A 15300-nucleotide genomic window follows, 5' to 3' on the forward strand; every position below is an offset into this window, starting at 1 on the left:
ACCAATATGCAGCCGCCCTGACCGCCACCTAGGTGTTAGCCGCGAATTATCGGCTGATGTGGTTCGCCATGTGCACGACCACTATGGTTACGTTGTCAGCTCCCCCGGCGTCCAGAGCAGCTCCGAGCAGCGCTTGTGCGGGATCGTCAGGACTGCGCCGCACCAGCGCCTCGATCTCGTCGTCGTCGACCATGTCCGTCAGACCGTCGGAGCAGAGCAGCACTGCTTCAACGGCTCGGGGGTCAAAGCTGACGACGTGCGCCTTCAGCGGAATGGGCGTGAGCGTTCCGCCAAGCGACTGAGTAAGGGCGTGGCTGCGCCTGTCGCCGGCCGCGAGCTTGGGGGTGTGATCAACACTTACTTGCTGCATCTCGTCGCCGGTGAGCAGGTAAGCGCGACTGTCACCTACGTTGAATATCCATCCCCGCTGCCCAGTGGCGACCACGCCGACGACCGTGCTGCCCATAGCGGGGCTGCCCCCGGGCGCAGCCATGGCATGGAAGAGCCGCATGTTAGCTTGCGCGATGAGCTGGTGGATGTCCGTATCGTCGGACACCTCGTCGATCATTTCTGCGATGCAATCGATGACCAACGAACTGGCTAGCTCGCCCCGTCGATGCCCTCCCATACCGTCAGCGACAGCCGCCCATAGCCGCTCCGTCGCAAGGCTGCCCCGCCAGTTGGCCTCTGCGGGTGAGCTTCGCCAAGACGCAACCTGGCAGCTGTCCTCGTTGCGGTCGCGCACGAGGCCCGCGTGAGTCGTGGCCCAAGCCCTATGCTTAGCTAGCATCCCGGAACTCCGTGGCGGCGATGGCCAAATCCCTGATCGAGACCACCAGTTCGCGTGACCGAGCTACGAGCCCCTCAACCCGCTGGAACCCGGTGCGGCGGCCGACCTCTCCCAAGAACGGGCGATTCGAGATGACCGCCAGCTCCTCGTCCTGGATGAGGAAGAACAGCTCCGCCCGCCTCATCTGCACGAGCCTGAGCGCCTTCCGCTCCGATCGCTTGGTGAGTTCCGCCACCGGATCGTAGGCGTCGCCGGACCGCGCCTCGAGTTGTGGTTTGATGAAGGACGCGATGTCGATCTCAACCTTATCGCTGGCTAGCCGGTCCAGATCGCGGAGCATGAAGCCGTTGACCATGCTCGCGGAGATGCCCGCGCTGGTGATAATCAGCGAGCCTCGCGCGTTCCTCAGCGCATCTTCAAGAAGTTCGTCTTGCTCGAAGGGCGCCATTTCCCGGATGGGGAAGGTGTCGAGGTCGTGCTGAGCGAGCGATAGTCGCTCCTGCGCGGCTTTCCAAGCGAGGACGGCCGGGCCACCCCGCCCGGATCGTTGGGCTTGGGCCGCGGGTTCGGTCGATCGCATCTCCTCCCGCGCGTCCGCTTCCGCCTTGCGGATCGCGGGCAGCTGCGCCGCGTCGGGAAGCCTCCGGATGATGTCCTTGCCGAGGAGCCGCTCCAGTCGCCGTCGACCGTCATGCTCGGCGATCGCCTTCAGAAAGCCCATCTTGCGGGGCCCGCCGTGTTCGGAGAATGTACGTTCGTGGATTTCGGAGAGCTGGCCGTCGATCGCGAAGGCCACCTGGACCTCGGCTCCCCGCTCCGCTGCGTAAACGAGGGCGATCGCCTCTTGGAAGACGTTGTTGCGACGGACGATGCGTTTGAGCGCCAGGACCGTGCGTCGGAACTCCTCGCCGCCCTGACGGCGGATTACGCGGCTGACGTCGGGGATCGGCAGCTCCGCGATGGCGGGAGGCTCGGCGGGACACGGACGGATTTCCACCGCGCCGTGCTGTCGCAGCTCCGCCGCGCGGACCACGCTTTGACCGGTAAGCCTTATCGGGGTCCGCCGGATTCCATCGTAGTCGATGACGAGCATCTCCTCCTGGGGGACCTCCACCAGCTCATCGGCAAGGCGGTGCTCCCCCGCCTCCGTAAGCCGGAACGCCGAATCGTCGCCGGGCATAAAGGTGCGCGCAGCGAACCCGTCTGTCACCAGCCCGTTCATCGAGCCCTCGACGAGCTCGCGCTTGAGGCCAAGCATGCGCGCGATCGCATCCTCGTCGTCCTCGCCTAGCGCCATGCAGCGCATCACGAACTCCTGGATCGCGGGGAGAGATCGGTAGGAGGTCGTCACCGCCTCGATCGTAAGCCGGAACACTGGCAGCCCGACCTCTGCGTAGTCGACAAGCGTGAAGCCTTCGCGAAATTGGTGTCGGCGCGCGACGTCCGCCGGGGTCATGCGAGCGTCTCCATCGCGCAGGTGTCCTCGTGCTGGTCGATGTGCTCGATTACCTTCTTGAACGGATTTCGGCCGCGCGCAGACCTGCAGAACACTTGGTCACCGACGATGACGAGTGCGCTTTCCCCACGCGACAGCGCGACATTGAGGCGGGGCTGCTCTTTCAGGAAGCCGAGGCGGTTGGCGTCGTTCGAGCGCACCACCGAGTATATGCAGACGTCGGCTTGGCGCCCCTGGAACGCGTCGACGCTGTTGCACACCACGTCCAGGTCGGGCCACTCGGCTACGCCGCGGGAAGCCATGTCCCTCAGTGCCTCGACCTGAGCGGTGTAGCCCGCGATGACCGCGACGGTGATCCGCCGCTTTTGCGCCTTGACGACGAACTGGAGGCGCTGCAGCAACGCGCGGATCGCAGCGACCTCCGCCGGGTTGCGGAAGGTCTGTCCCTCCTTGCGCTCGCTTCGGTTGACCAGCGCATGGGTAGAGTACCACATTACGGGTCTGGGAAAAGCGGCGTCGAGCTTTAGCCCATGCGACTTGATCGGGCTTTCCAGATCGCCCTCATAGAAGCACTGGCTGACCAGGTCGCCGATCGGCTTGATCATGCGGTACTGGTTGCGCAGACGCGCGCGGTTCGTTTTGGGGAGCCCGTTTTGGCCGTCGAGCAATCGGTCGAGCAGCGTCGCGCGGACCTCCGCATCGTCGAAGTTCTCAAGCAGGTCCTCACCGAAGTCCTCGAAGAAGGGGGGGAGCTGCTTCGGATCCCCCACGATGATCCACCGCTTGCTGCGCACCATCGGAATGAGGATTTCCGTCGGCGTCGCCTTCGACGCCTCGTCGACGATGCACAGGTCGTAGGCCACCTCCTCCATCCCCTTCACGCCGGCGACACCGACGCAGGTGCCTGCGATCACCTGTGCGGCTGAGAGCATGGCGGCGTTGAAGTCGCTCGACCTGCCGACCCTGAGCTGCCAGGCCTCCAGCAGCCGCAGTCTATCCCTGCACGCCTCCTCGATGGGGCCGGCGGCCACGAGATGGACCGCCCACTCCGCCAGCTCCTGGGGGTCGTTGGACTGCGACAGACCGGCGGCGTATTCGCCCAGCCCGTTCATCTCTTCCCGCAGGTCATTTTCCTGCAGGCGGAGGCGCTTCGTCTCGCGCTGGAGCTCGCCGATCTCGCTGTCGATCTGTGTGGTGGTCTCGTCCAACTCGCGAGCGTCGGCGGTCGCCTCGGCTGAATCGTCGTCGCTCGCCGCGTCGCGTTCGGACCGGCGAGCCTGGATCTGCTCATCGATCGTCTCGATGCGGCGCAGCAGCTGCATGAGCCGTTCCACCTTCATGCCTACTGCGACGGCCTTACGGTCGACGTTGTTCTCGCGCGCCCACCGCTCCATGTCCTTCTCGGCGGCGAGTCTGACCTCCTTGATCCAGCCCTCGACCCGCCGGTCGAGCAGGAGCTTCTTGCTGGCCTCGGAGATGCGGGGCTCATCCGGGCGCCCGATCCGTATCATGTCCAAGTTGGGCGCCACCTTCGCGACGCGCTCCAGCACGTTGTCGAGGGCGATGTGCGTCTGGGATGAGAGCATGATCCTGTCCTCGGGCCTTCGGCGGAGCCACTGGATGATAATCTCGGTGATGAGCTTGGTTTTGCCGGTGCCGGGGGGGGCCTCGATCGCCAGCACGTCCTCGACGCCAAGGGCCTGCGCGAGGATCTCGCGCTTCTCCTCGTCGACATCGGGGTCCGAAGGCTGCGTACCGCGCACCGGCACGATCGCGTGTGCGCAGCTAGGCTCGAGCACGATCGCTTTCAGGCGAGGGCTGACGGCGCGGTCGAACACCACGGCGTCGAGCGCATGGGTCTGGTGGGAGAGTGCACGCTGCGCGGCAATTGTGTTGATCGAGATCTCACCGCGCCACTGGGTGCGCGAGGGGTCGCCGTTCGTGACCTCCAGCGTCACGATGTTGAAGGCAACCCCGGAAATCCGTCCCGCGACCTTTCCGCCGGGATAGGTCACCACCCGCTCCTGTCCGATGAGCGCCTCCGTCTGCGCGATCTCCGTGGTGAACACGATACGGTCACCGACCACCTCGCGGTTTACATAGGGGATCGCGCTGCTCCGGCGCGCCTCGAGGTCGGCGCGGTCGCGCAGGTAGCCGCGCCATACGCGGAAAATCCGCTGCGTCGCGAGCGCCTCCCGCTCTGCCCTGTGCGCGGCATGCGCTGCTCGGGCCTCGACGATGAGCATCCGCAGCCGCTGGCCCGCGTCCTTCGCGTCTCGCGGCCGCGAGAACAGTGGGCGAAGCGGTCGAACGAGACCGGAGTCACGCAGGTCCGCGGCGAATGCGGCTCCAATCTCGCTCGCCTGGGTGATGTGGAGCAGCTCGTGGTCCCGGCCGGCGACGAACGCCTCGAACCGCCAAGTTGCCCCGATCAGGTCTATCCGCTCGGCGTCGCCATCGACAGCCGGCCGGGGGATGACGCCGCAGACCTCCGCGAGTTCGCTGGCCACGAACGCCTCGATCCCTCCGCCTTCGGTGCTATCCAAGCGTCGTTCGAGCGTGGTTCGCGTCTTCTGGTTTAGCTGCAGCGAGACGGCGGTGGCCTCGCTGGTGCGGACCTCGCCCTGGCTGATCGCGTCCTCTAGGTGCGCCTTGAGCACGGAGGCGAGCGGCGGCCGTTGTGCGGGGTCGGGATCCAGGCACCGCTCGATCAACGGCCGCACGATTTGCGGGAGTACAGCTTCCTGCAGCGCGGTGCCCAGGTCCTCATCGCTCTCTAGAATGCGGCCGGTGACGCAGGAGACCGCCACGGCTGCGAAGGCGTAGCAGTCACGCGTCAGCGGATGCTCGTCCTCCGGCTTCGACGGAGTGTAGCCGGGCGTGTGGTCGAAGCGGAAGGTGAGACCCTGGACCGGTGCCCAGGAACCACCGTTGTCAAGGAGCTTCGCGATACCGTAGTCTGCGAGCTTGGTGGTTCCATCCGCTGTCACCAGGATGTTCTTCGGCTTAATGTCGCGGTGCGCGATCTGCCGCTTTTGGGCGAGCGATACGGCATCGAGTACCGGCTCGCCGACTCGGTCCCAGAACTCGGACCACGTCATCGGGCCATCGCGTAAAATGATGTCCTCGAGGTTGTCCTCGATCCACTCGAGCACGATGAACCAATGTCCTTCGTCGTCGCGGTCGATCTCGATCAGGTCGACGATGTTCGCGTGACGAAGCGACTGCAGGGCGGTCGCCTCGCGCTGAAAGGCCTCGCGTGCGCGGGCGTCGTCAGGTCCGAACGGGACGCGCTTGACGGCCACCATTTTGTTCGCCTGCGTGTCGAACGCCTGCGTGACGGTGGCCTGTGCGCCACGCCTCGTGTTCTCCGTCAGGAAGTAGCGGCCATTGAGCATCGCGGCGACGTTCGCGTTCGATGTACTCACGACCTAGTCATGCCGAGATTTCCCTCCGTGGAGGAATGAGAAACTACGCCGTCTGTTTGTACCATCGCCACCGCCCCCGCTGTGCCCGCCTCATTCGCCGCAATGCGACGTGCATGCCGGGTCAAGGTTGACTGCGTCAGGCGATCAGGGTCAACCCCGTTCAACGGCTTAATCCCCGTTCGATACTCCAAGGCAGCCAATGCTCAGGCCCTCGCGGCCTTTGCCGCGCGACGCACTCCCGGCGGCGCTCGACACCATCATTTTGCCTACCAATGCTACTTCGGAAGTCTCGAAGTGGTGGAAAGCGCATTGGCTGCTTTCGGGCAGCGACCTAAGATAAGCGGACGCTCCTTGGTCCGCTTCGCCTCGGCACTCCGGCGGACCCGATAGGCTGGCTTACCGCGTCGCCGATCCCCGGCGCTTGGGATCGTTATGGCCAAACGAGCGAAGGCTTGCGAGAAGGTCGGGCAGCTCCGGTGCGCTGTCCTTCCGCGTGGTCGAAACTAAGAACCTGCCATCCGTACCGATATCAATCGTGATGGTGCCATCCCGGCGCGTGGTCATGACCTTGCGGAGCGGCTGCCCCAGCAGGCCCGCAGGCGCGCCGAGGTCGGGAATGCCTCGGGTGCGACGGGCATACCAGTCCCGCGTCTCCTGGGTGCCATACTGCTTGCGGCCATCGGAGAAGATGACGAGCTCGGGACGGCAGAAGTCGAACACCTCGTCGCAGCAGCCGTTCTCTCGTCCATGATGCGACGCGACGTACACGTTCGTGGTCGCCAGTTTCGCGCGGAAGGTCGGGTTTTTCAGCAGCTGCCGCCAACCCGCCCGTTCCAGATCGCCACCGAACAGGATCGTGAAGGGGCCGAAATGCACGAATGCGGCCAGGCTGAGATTGTTCGTGTCGGTGAAGTCGACGCCGTGGCGGTTCCAGAAGACCTGCCAGCCGACACCGCCAAGGTCGTTGGACCAGTTGCCCAGGAAGCCGGGACCGAAGCGCTGGAGAATGTCGGTCGCGGTGGCGACGCCAGCCCGCATGCCGCATTCGGCCTTCATCGACCTTAGCGCCCGTGCGTCTACCGTGGGGTTGCTCACCAACCCACCGATCGAACAGTCGCGCCAGACGTATGGCAGGTCCTCGCAATGATCCTCGTCCAGGTTCATCAGCATCAGCGTATCGATGCGCTCGCCCCTGTAGGCGATGGACGGATACCAGGGACGATCGCTGCATAGTCCGCAATCGAGCATCAGGCGGTGCCCGGACGGGCCGGTTACGACCGTGCATCCGCCATGATCGACGTCGTGGATGTCGATCCTCATCACCTGCTTTTCCTATCTGTCACCCGACGCATCATGCCGTCCCCACCTTCCGGGCAACGACGTTTCCGACGAGGCGGACGGCCGCGTTGCGCGCCGACAGTGCGACGACGACGTAGGCGAGCAGCGTTCCGCCGCCGAGCATTAGGATCCGATAGGGGTTGCTCGCCGTCCAGAGGAGCAGCGTCGGCGTGATCAGCGTCAGCAGTGCGAGAAGCACGGCACTGTCGCGCAGGGTCAGGAAGCGGCGGTGGTTGTCGGCGATCGCCGGATCGCCGTCCGTCGCCTTCAGCCACTTATACCAGAGCGCGTTCTGCTCAGTCGGGGTCATCGGCCCCGACGGGAGCAGGATGGCCAGGTCCGTCGGATCGACCCGTGGGTCCTTCGGCGCGATGCCAGTGAACGCCCGGCAGCCTGGAGGCCGGTCGCGCAACCGCCAGAAGACGAGCACCTCCTTCAGCGAGCGGGGGATCAGCTCCTGCAGGACGAGCATCACGATCCCAGCGAGGCCGGCAAAGGCTGCGTGTTGCAGCAGGGTCTGGACCTGCGTCACTCGGTCGAGACCGAGCAGCCCGGCCGCGGCGGCGTAGGCCACCACGATTGGTGCCAGGTATTTCGTGTTGATGCCGGTCTTGAGCAGGTCAGCCATCACGGTAGCCTCAGATGCGCTTGGATGTCGTCCTGGGCCACGATAACCATCAGCGTCGGTCGCAGCTCGGGTGCGTCCCTGTCCGCGTGCGCGGTCATGGCGCGGTGGTCGCGGCCAGACATGTGCGCGGATCCGTCCGGGTGGCTGTGCCACGTGCCGCACAGGTAGATCCGGCCGCGGGTAAGACGTGTGAACCGGCGCTCCGCCAGGGTGCCGCCGGCCTTGCCTAGCTCGAGTCTTGTCTCGTTCGCCTGCGACCCGGGCGGAAGCGATGACGCGTGGACGATCGTGATTACGCGACGGGTCGGATCCCAGCTGCCGTATAGGTAGCCCCCGGTCTCAGTCGGCAGTGCGGCGATGCGCTCGGCCGTCATGGCCGCTACGGCTGAAGGTGACACGCGGATCTGCCAGTCGTCGGCGCTGGCGGGCTGGAGGATCGTGAACGGCTCCATGGGCACCCAGCGCGAACCGGTCGGCCGGAACCGGTCGTCGAGCGGGTTGAGCAGAATTCCGGCTTCGCTCCGATCGCCGAGGATGGCGGTGCAGGCGACCGATGCGTGCTGCTCGACCGCGTGCTTGGGCAGATGCACCGTCATCGAAGTGCAGCCGAATCCATAGAGCAGCGGATCGGGGCCGAGCGGATCCCGGTCCTCGAAGTTGAGCCACGCTGCTACGTGGCCATTGTCCGGCGCGAGCGCGATCGTGGCGAGCATCATGTCCGACATGGTGGGCCCGCCCGGCGGCGACATGAACGTCATCCCGAGCCGACCCTGGTGGAACATCTCGGTCCGGATGACCGTCGTCTCGGGCGAGGCGCTCAGTTCGTCCATCCGAAGCCGAACCCGTTCGTCGGCGGTGGCGTCGATGACCAGTCGGCCCTCGGTCCTCGCCTTCAGTTCGTCGATGTCAGCGGTGGCGATGTCGTCGTGAACGACTGCCGATTTGCCATCTTCGTGCCAGAGCGCGTCGGCTAGGCGCTTCGCCTGATCGGCCTTGTTGGCGTAGATGTCCTTCATGCGGGCTGAATGCCGGGCCAGGTTGTGGGGGTGGATCCGGTCCTTGTCCCACACCAGCACGTCCTCCATTCCCGAGCGCGCGAGGTTGTCGTGTATAGCGCTGCCGAGCGCCCCATGCCCAAGCAGGGCGACGGGCGGCAGCAGGTCGACGCCGGCCACCCAGCGCATCAGCGATGGACGAGGCGGATAGTCGCCGACAATCGTCTCGATACGGGTGTCGGCGTCGAGGATGTTCTTGTCGCGGTCCTGCGAGATCAGGAACGCACGCAGTTCGAGGCGTCGGGCCGCCGGGTCCTTGGAATAACCGAAAAACGCGTCCATGATCGGCGCGGGGCGCCACACCCCGATGATGACCACCATCGCCCTTCCGCCGAGCGGCGGGCGGTGGCAGCGGAAGTCGACTTCCTTCGTCAGCAGGTCGCCGACCGCCGCATCGAAGGCGCGGTCGACGCCGATCGCCCTCATGCCCTCCAGAAGCTCGGCGCCGGTCCGCCAGTTCTCGAACAGCGGGTCACGTTCGACCGCGGAAGGTTCGCGCCAGACGAACAGCCAGGGTATCGCGTGGCGCTTACCGCCAAAGTTCCCGTTGTGATAGCCGATCGCCTTGATGACGTCATGCCGCTCTAGGATCTGCGAGAAGACGGAAACCTGCTTGCGATCGTCGTCATCGAAGTTGATCGCCACGCCGACCGCGCTGCCGGCACCGGGGTTGGCGAGTGCGTGCTCCTGGAAGACGCGTGGCTCGATCTGACCCATCCGCAGCTTCTGGCCGACGCCGAACGGAACCGGCTCCCAGCCCTCCATCATCAGGGTGCCCGTCTTGGCGTCGCGCAGGAAGTCGCGCAGGCGGGTCATGATCGCTTCGATGCCGGCGCGCTCGTAGATGGGCTGGATGCCGCCGAGCGCTAGGCAGGGTGCCGCCCGGCATCCCGGCTCGCCCGAGCACAGATGGCCGATCTTGCGGGGGAAGTCGTTGCGGTCGCAGAGGACGTTGTAGGGTGCCGCCCGACCGAAGGCGTGGCCTTCCCGGTACACGAAGTGGATGCGCTCGATCTCGCGCACATCGGCTGCCGGTTCCTCGACCGTCGGCTCGGTCATGATGTCGAAGGTCAGTATCTCACCTTCGTCCAGGCGGCGCAGTTCGATCGACGATGCGACGACGCCGGGCGATTGCAGGACGCGTGCCATCTCTAGCAGCTGGACTAGGTCTGGCTCAGCGACGATCTCGCCTTCGACCGGCTCGTCGCCCCCGTCAGCCATACGATCCGCCGCCGCCGACCGCAGCGCCACCACCGCCGAGACCCACGGTCGCCGGCACTTTCGCGGGCGCGAGCGTCGGGCCGCCGCTGGTCAGGTTGAAGACGACATGGGCTGGCAGGTCGGCGGTTCCGTTCCCGCCGGTGCAGCGGAAGCGGCCCTCGACGGCCCCCGTGATCTCGCCGCCGTTGGCGAGGATGCGGAGATAGCGCCGCTTTGCGTGCCATGAAGGAGGCGTGTCGCCGCCCCGAACGACGCGCCGGCTGCTCGACACGACATATCCGTTGCCGCGCTGCTCGCCGATCGCCTTCAATGCCTCGGCCGAGTCGGTGAATTCCTCGTCCTTGCAGCCGCCGTTGAGCACCCGACCGATCGACCGTCGCGAGCAGTGGTGTGGCGCCAGTAGGATGTGCCACGCGAGATGGTCGGGGTTCTTGCGGTGGGCGTCCTTTTCCAGCCTCTCCAGCACCTCGACCGAGGTGTCGCCGCAGGTCAGAATCAGGTTCTCGCCGCCGAACCGGCGGATCGTCCATTGTATGACGAGGCTGGTCGGGTTCGACGATGCTGGCGGCCATCCTTCAGCTGTCTTGGGGATATCCCATTCGGCGGGCGTGGGCGCCAGTAGCCGCCATTCGAAGTCGGTGACGATGGCACCCGTGGAGAAGCGGCTGGTGTCCATAACCTTGATCCGATTACCATCACGCTCGCCCGCGAACGTGCCTTGAAGGGCATTGCGGCGCTTGATCTCGTCGGTGATCGGCTTCGACTGGTCGGTCACATAGTGTGGATTGAGGCCGTATGGCGTGCACCAGATCTCGTCCACGATGATCTTGGGATCGGAATCCTCAGGGTCGCTGTCCCAGTTGTCCGGCGAGCCGCAGTGGAATAGCTTGCTGAAGCCGCCGACGTGGTCCTTGTCGGGGTGCGTCGACACGAACACGTCGAGGTGGTCGTTCCCGCAGGCGGCCCGAATGTCAGAAGCGAAGTCGGGCGCCTCGTCGTCGTCCTCGTCCTGCGCCCTGCCAGACCGATAATGGATGTCGATCATCACGACCTTGTCGTGTGCCTCGATCAGGATGCTGTCGCCGCAGCCGGATGCGAAGCTGGTGAGCCTGTAATCGCCGCGCATCGCCGATCCTCGCTGCCTGCACTCAGAACGATATGGGAACATGATAATCGACGTTCAAGATGTGGTATATCAGGTGTTAGGACTAATCCACATGTTGCGGCCTCTCAGGAGCGTGGGTCGGCGCAGGACGAGCCGCCTGATGCCTCGACTGACGGGGGCAAGCCTTCACAGCCCAGTGAATGGCCGACGGGTAATCGTCGGTCGAGGGATCGATCGTCACTCTTACCGGTCTCCTTGCAATGCGCGATGTTTGGGTTCGGTGTGCACCCGATCAATGGAAGGTAAATAGCCATTTACACGAATGTCGTGGTCGGCGGGTTGAGGCGGGGTCTTGGTCGAGTGTCGGCGCGGATCAACGGCTCGTGTCTTTCTTGCAATGGTGCGGCGCATCATGGTCAGGACGACAATTACGACCCGAGGCCGCCCGTCTGTCACGAATGCCGGGATCACTGCTTGCTGCGGTCGGGTCTGATCGTGTGGCGGTAGAGGAAGCCGAGGATGATTAGCATGCCGGACGATGAATTCGCCATCGCCGCGACAGGAGGCGCTGCGACCGGAACGCCCGAACCGCTGCGAGACGCTTCCGAGGAAGGGGGCGACGCCGCACTCTCAAGTCCTGCTCACGCGCAGAAGGAGGTTTCGTTGGTGACGGATGTCCACGAGCGTCTCGCCGAGACCTACCGCCGGCTGACCGGAGGTCGCCGGACGTGGCTGAGCGTCCATCTGGCCGAAGATGCGGTTACTCCGTTCGGTTCGTCACTTTTGGAGGCTATCAAGGTGATCGAAGGCCGTCTGTCTGGTGCGGGCGAGCGGTTCATCGCGGAACTGGCTGACATCCGCTACATGCCCGCCAGCGACAACCGGGCTGGGTGGAAAGCGGGATTCGAACAGCTCGTGCAGAAGCTCGGCGAAGTGCTTGTGGCCCGGACGCTCTTCGAGGCGGATTGGCCCGAGGGGACCACCTTCACGCTCGAGCCAACAAATCCGAATACCGGCGCAAGGCCGGAGGTGCTCGTCGACACTCCGGAGCGGCAGTGGCTGTTCGAGGTCAAATGCCCAGCATTCATCGACTATCAGGACCGCCGGGACGCCAATCCTAGGCAGTTGCCAGTGCGGGGCCCGCTTGGCGAGCTTCCCGGCATGCTCGAGGGAACAACGCTGCCCCGAGACAACGTGCTCAAAGACTTCCTAGCGAGCGCCGAGCGCAAGTTCCATTCCTTTTCGACGAAGGATCGCACCGGAGTGCTGGTCGTTGTATGGGACGCTCACATTTTCGAGGCAACCTCGGCGCTCAGCCACTCGCAGGCCGGTCTGCTGAAGGAGCGATCCTGGCATCGACGCAACGGCGTCCGGGTGCCATACGCGGCGGTGGACGGAGTCATCCTGCTCAACCATCTTGAAGTGATCAAGGTGTCGGCGCAGGAGATGTTCGAGGCGCGCCAGGAGGACCCGTTCCGCATCGTGCCGGCGGGCCAGCCGCCGAACGTCTGGTGTCCAAACCTCGGCGGCGGCGACCTCGATGCCGGCGTCGCCGCGCTCTTCAATGCGCGTCCGCTCGATGAGGTGTCGGTAGCGGCCGACTACTCGCCCAAGGACTTCGTCATGTGGATCGACGTGGAGGCGGCAGCCCGAGCCCATCGGCGAGGCGCGATGAGGCGCCGTCTGCTCCGCGGCGTTTCCGAGACGGCGATCTCGGTCTCGAGGCGCCCCACGTCCGTTACAAAGACGGCGTAGCTCGATCCAAGTTGGGCTGGAGTGTTGCAAGTCTGGCCATCGATGAGGATCGACGCTCGCCGCGTACAATGTGCCGACCATTGTCTGCGTCGTCGCCAGCAATGAACGAACGTCTGCTTTCGGGAAGGAGCGAGATGCCGCTGGATGACCGGGAATGGGTCAAGGCGGTGTTCGGCCGGTGCCGCAAACTGCATTGCTCGAACCGAGACCAATTTCCGCGCTGAAGAACAGGCTTGCATGTCAGGGTTCCCCCTCCCTAGATCATGGCTGTGGACGCTGTGCTAGAGGCAGGAGTCCGATCCAAATCCCCGGCCGTACCGAGTGTCGTGCGGGGTGAGTGGAACTTCGCAGAACGACCCCAGCCATTTCGTTTGCAGCGTGCCGTCCGGATCGAGGCGCGCTGTCGAGAGTGCACCGACGCGCTATCCGCCGCAATCGCGCTCAGGAATATGTCGCCGTCGTAAGGCTGGGGGACCGCAAAAAGAAATGGAGGCGCATATGTCGAGATTCCTCAGCCAGCAGACCAGACGCATCACTCGCATGTGGCAGGCCGCCGCCGACAGTCTAGCCGTCGGCAGCCCGGTCGAGATTGAGGTCGGCGTCATCGGTTACTACACCACCGTCTTCCGAGCCTGTATGTGGACGTCCGCGTTGACGCGTCAAAGTTTGTCTTACTGGTGGAGCATCGACGCGGTAGAGCGCGCGACTGGATTTGAATACGAAGACCTGACGGCGGAGGAGGATGCGGCACTGCCGATTGTAAGAGAGCTGATCGGTCCAACAATTGCGATCCAACAAAACCGGTGGATGATCGCCGGGGCGCTAGGACTGGTATGCGACGGACGACCCATCGACCTCCCATCCGGCGAGTTGATGATCGGCAGGACTTTGCTGGCAATGCTCGACGCGAAAAACATCGACGTGCGGCGGGCGGGCACGCTCCTAAAATTCGATGATGATGACCGTCCTGTCGGAGACGAACTTCCTAAATTTATGATCGGGGTCAGGTTTAACGATCGTCCGATCTTTGTGCGGCAGGAGGGGATAGGACATCCGGTGATCTGAACTTGGGTGCCCGTCGGCAGTGCTCAGTATGACGGTACGATGCTCGCCTTGAACGGCTCGTTGCCGGAGGGGATCATGGCCGCTGCGGCTGGACGTAGACTGGGAGAGGTTGTGAGTACCGGACTCCCTAATCTCGACGAACGTATCATCATCGACATTTCGGAGATTGGGGAGCACGGCTTCACCCTCTGGGAAGCGGCGATGGACCTAGAGATTCGGCTGGCGCCGGACTTAGTCAAACTCGGTTATCCGAAAGGGCCGAGATATCCTTAAGCGGTAGTTCTGGTCTTTACGTGACGTCGGGGTCATCGGGCTCCGGGACAACGTGATTCTCGCTTCGTAGTTTTGCCCGGTAAGCTCCATCTGACCGAAGACGTTCGTAAACCTTACGTGAATGCACGCTTTCAAGCCGATCAAGGAAAACGACAGCTTGCCGTGTTGAGGCGGCCGAGTGTAGCTGAAGTACGTATCTGCCACTTACCTTATTCTGATGGGCCTCGAACACGCTCTGACATATGCGCGCCTCGTCCGTCACATCGGAAGGCAAACCAACCAGCGCCAGCAACGTCCTGCGTGCTGATTTTCCCTCCTGTTCAGCGATGCGTAGGTAGGCTTGATCAGCTGATGTACTCATAATTTGCGATGTCGCGGTGCCCCTAGCCGGCGCTGGAACGGGTGTCTCCACCGGCTTGGCTACAGGGAAAGCATCCAACGGCGGCGTCACAAGCGACTCTGACCCAATGATCCTTGGCGATGCCGCAGGCGGCGCTGTGTCGAAGATCAACGTCGATATGATCGCAGTCGACCCGGTCCGCTCCTGCGCCTCTGCTGTGCCGACCGGCTCGATCGTTCCAGTTGGCAAGGTCGCTGCTGGCTCAGGATAAGCGTTCAGTATCGAAGGCGCTGTCTGTGCAGCAGCAGGCGGCGAGGCAGTAGCCGGCATCGGTGACTGAGCGGGCCTCGGCTCCGGTGTAAGGACCGGAAAGGGTGCCGGGGCTTGTGTGGGCGCCGGAGTGGGAACTGTCGATGGCGCCTCCGCCATTACCGTCTCGGTAGCCGGAGTCGACATCGAGGTTGAGCTGGGTTCCTGCTCAAGCGGAACCGAATCAGGCACCAGAGCCGCGCCGGACGGCACGCCTCGGAGGATTGCGAGAGCGCGGTCTACATCATTCTCAGCGAGGCCAAGCGACTGCAAGATCTTCGCGACATCCTGTTTCCACGCCAGCTGTTCGGCCGTCTCGACGTTCTGTTTCAGCCCGGGAAGTTCGCCCAAGTCATAGTGCTCCTGCGCGCCGATGATCATGCGCGCGAAATTCGGGCTAATATCCAAGGGACGCCCGGCCACATCTTCCAACGCTGCTTTCGCCTCGGCGGCAGCATCATACCCGCGGCTCCACACGATGCGCAGCGCCTCAGCTTCGTCGTCGGACATCGACCGCACCGGCATGTTCAGGTGCCC

General features: G+C 64.2%; 11 protein-coding genes. 3 read left to right on the forward strand and 8 right to left on the reverse strand.

From position 1 onward, the window contains the following. Positions 1-46 precede the first annotated feature (46 nt). The 7 genes from SPMU_RS03205 to SPMU_RS03235 form a co-directional block, all read right to left on the reverse strand. Positions 47-790 carry a PP2C family protein-serine/threonine phosphatase gene (locus SPMU_RS03205; protein WP_088331876.1) on the reverse strand — a complete coding sequence of 248 codons (744 nt, stop codon included), beginning with the start codon at positions 788-790 and terminating at the stop codon, positions 47-49. Beyond that, the gene (locus tag SPMU_RS03210; protein ID WP_088331879.1) at positions 780-2246 is read right to left on the reverse strand and encodes a hypothetical protein; all 1467 of its coding nucleotides are present in this window, start codon (positions 2244-2246) and stop codon (positions 780-782) included. Before SPMU_RS03210 ends, SPMU_RS03205 begins: the two co-directional genes overlap by 11 nt. Continuing rightward, positions 2243-5674: a serine/threonine-protein kinase gene (locus SPMU_RS03215; RefSeq protein WP_088331881.1), complete on the reverse strand. Its 3432-nt coding sequence runs from the start codon at positions 5672-5674 to the stop codon at positions 2243-2245. The genes SPMU_RS03210 and SPMU_RS03215 overlap by 4 nt, the downstream gene beginning before the upstream one ends. A 396-nt stretch (positions 5675-6070) precedes the next feature. Then, positions 6071-6994 carry a ComEC/Rec2 family competence protein gene (locus SPMU_RS03220; RefSeq protein ID WP_088331883.1) on the reverse strand — a complete coding sequence of 308 codons (924 nt, stop codon included), beginning with the start codon at positions 6992-6994 and terminating at the stop codon, positions 6071-6073. A 31-nt stretch (positions 6995-7025) separates the two neighbouring features. Continuing rightward, entirely contained in the window at positions 7026-7640 is a 615-nt protein-coding gene (locus SPMU_RS03225; protein WP_088331885.1) for a hypothetical protein, read from the reverse strand. Then, positions 7640-9949, reverse strand: a complete 2310-nt coding sequence (locus tag SPMU_RS03230; protein ID WP_140418394.1) for an anti-phage 6A-MBL system cap2_3 protein — start codon at positions 9947-9949, stop codon at positions 7640-7642. Before SPMU_RS03230 ends, SPMU_RS03225 begins: the two co-directional genes overlap by 1 nt. After that, entirely contained in the window at positions 9909-11042 is a 1134-nt protein-coding gene (locus tag SPMU_RS03235) for a ComEC/Rec2 family competence protein (RefSeq protein ID WP_088331889.1), read from the reverse strand. Before SPMU_RS03235 ends, SPMU_RS03230 begins: the two co-directional genes overlap by 41 nt. 507 nt (positions 11043-11549) lie before the next feature. Between SPMU_RS03235 and SPMU_RS03240 the strand changes: the two genes are divergently transcribed. The 3 genes from SPMU_RS03240 (at position 11550) to SPMU_RS03250 (ending at position 14114) form a co-directional block, all read left to right on the forward strand. Next, complete coding sequence (locus SPMU_RS03240) at positions 11550-12776, forward strand: hypothetical protein (protein ID WP_088331891.1); 1227 nt, start codon at positions 11550-11552, stop codon at positions 12774-12776. Positions 12777-13274: 498 nt separating this feature from the next. Continuing rightward, positions 13275-13841, forward strand: coding sequence for a hypothetical protein (locus SPMU_RS03245; RefSeq protein ID WP_140418395.1), 567 nt, complete (start codon positions 13275-13277; stop codon positions 13839-13841). A 39-nt stretch (positions 13842-13880) separates the two neighbouring features. Then, a complete protein-coding gene (locus SPMU_RS03250) occupies positions 13881-14114 on the forward strand; it encodes a hypothetical protein (RefSeq protein WP_088331895.1) in 234 nt (77 codons plus the stop codon). Positions 14115-14130: 16 nt separating this feature from the next. Here SPMU_RS03250 and SPMU_RS03255 read toward each other — a convergent pair whose 3' ends face one another. Next, positions 14131-15273: a hypothetical protein gene (locus tag SPMU_RS03255; RefSeq protein WP_140418396.1), complete on the reverse strand. Its 1143-nt coding sequence runs from the start codon at positions 15271-15273 to the stop codon at positions 14131-14133. Between the last annotated feature and the right edge of the window lie 27 nt (positions 15274-15300).

The organism is Sphingomonas mucosissima (assembly GCF_002197665.1).
In the GTDB taxonomy this organism is placed as follows: Bacteria; Pseudomonadota; Alphaproteobacteria; order Sphingomonadales; family Sphingomonadaceae; genus Sphingomonas; species Sphingomonas mucosissima.

Excerpts from the sequence above, each read along its gene's own strand:
- SPMU_RS03205 (WP_088331876.1), bottom strand. The coding sequence starts at position 790 with ATGCTAGCTAAGCATAGGGCTTGGGCCACGACTCACGCGGGCCTCGTG.
- SPMU_RS03250 (WP_088331895.1), top strand. The coding sequence starts at position 13,881 with ATGCTCGCCTTGAACGGCTCGTTGCCGGAGGGGATCATGGCCGCTGCG.
- SPMU_RS03225 (WP_088331885.1), bottom strand. The coding sequence starts at position 7,640 with ATGGCTGACCTGCTCAAGACCGGCATCAACACGAAATACCTGGCACCA.
- SPMU_RS03240 (WP_088331891.1), top strand. The coding sequence starts at position 11,550 with ATGCCGGACGATGAATTCGCCATCGCCGCGACAGGAGGCGCTGCGACC.
- SPMU_RS03210 (WP_088331879.1), bottom strand. The coding sequence starts at position 2,246 with ATGACCCCGGCGGACGTCGCGCGCCGACACCAATTTCGCGAAGGCTTC.
- SPMU_RS03235 (WP_088331889.1), bottom strand. The coding sequence starts at position 11,042 with ATGCGCGGCGATTACAGGCTCACCAGCTTCGCATCCGGCTGCGGCGAC.
- SPMU_RS03255 (WP_140418396.1), bottom strand. The coding sequence starts at position 15,273 with ATGTCCGACGACGAAGCTGAGGCGCTGCGCATCGTGTGGAGCCGCGGG.
- SPMU_RS03245 (WP_140418395.1), top strand. The coding sequence starts at position 13,275 with ATGTCGAGATTCCTCAGCCAGCAGACCAGACGCATCACTCGCATGTGG.
- SPMU_RS03220 (WP_088331883.1), bottom strand. The coding sequence starts at position 6,994 with ATGAGGATCGACATCCACGACGTCGATCATGGCGGATGCACGGTCGTA.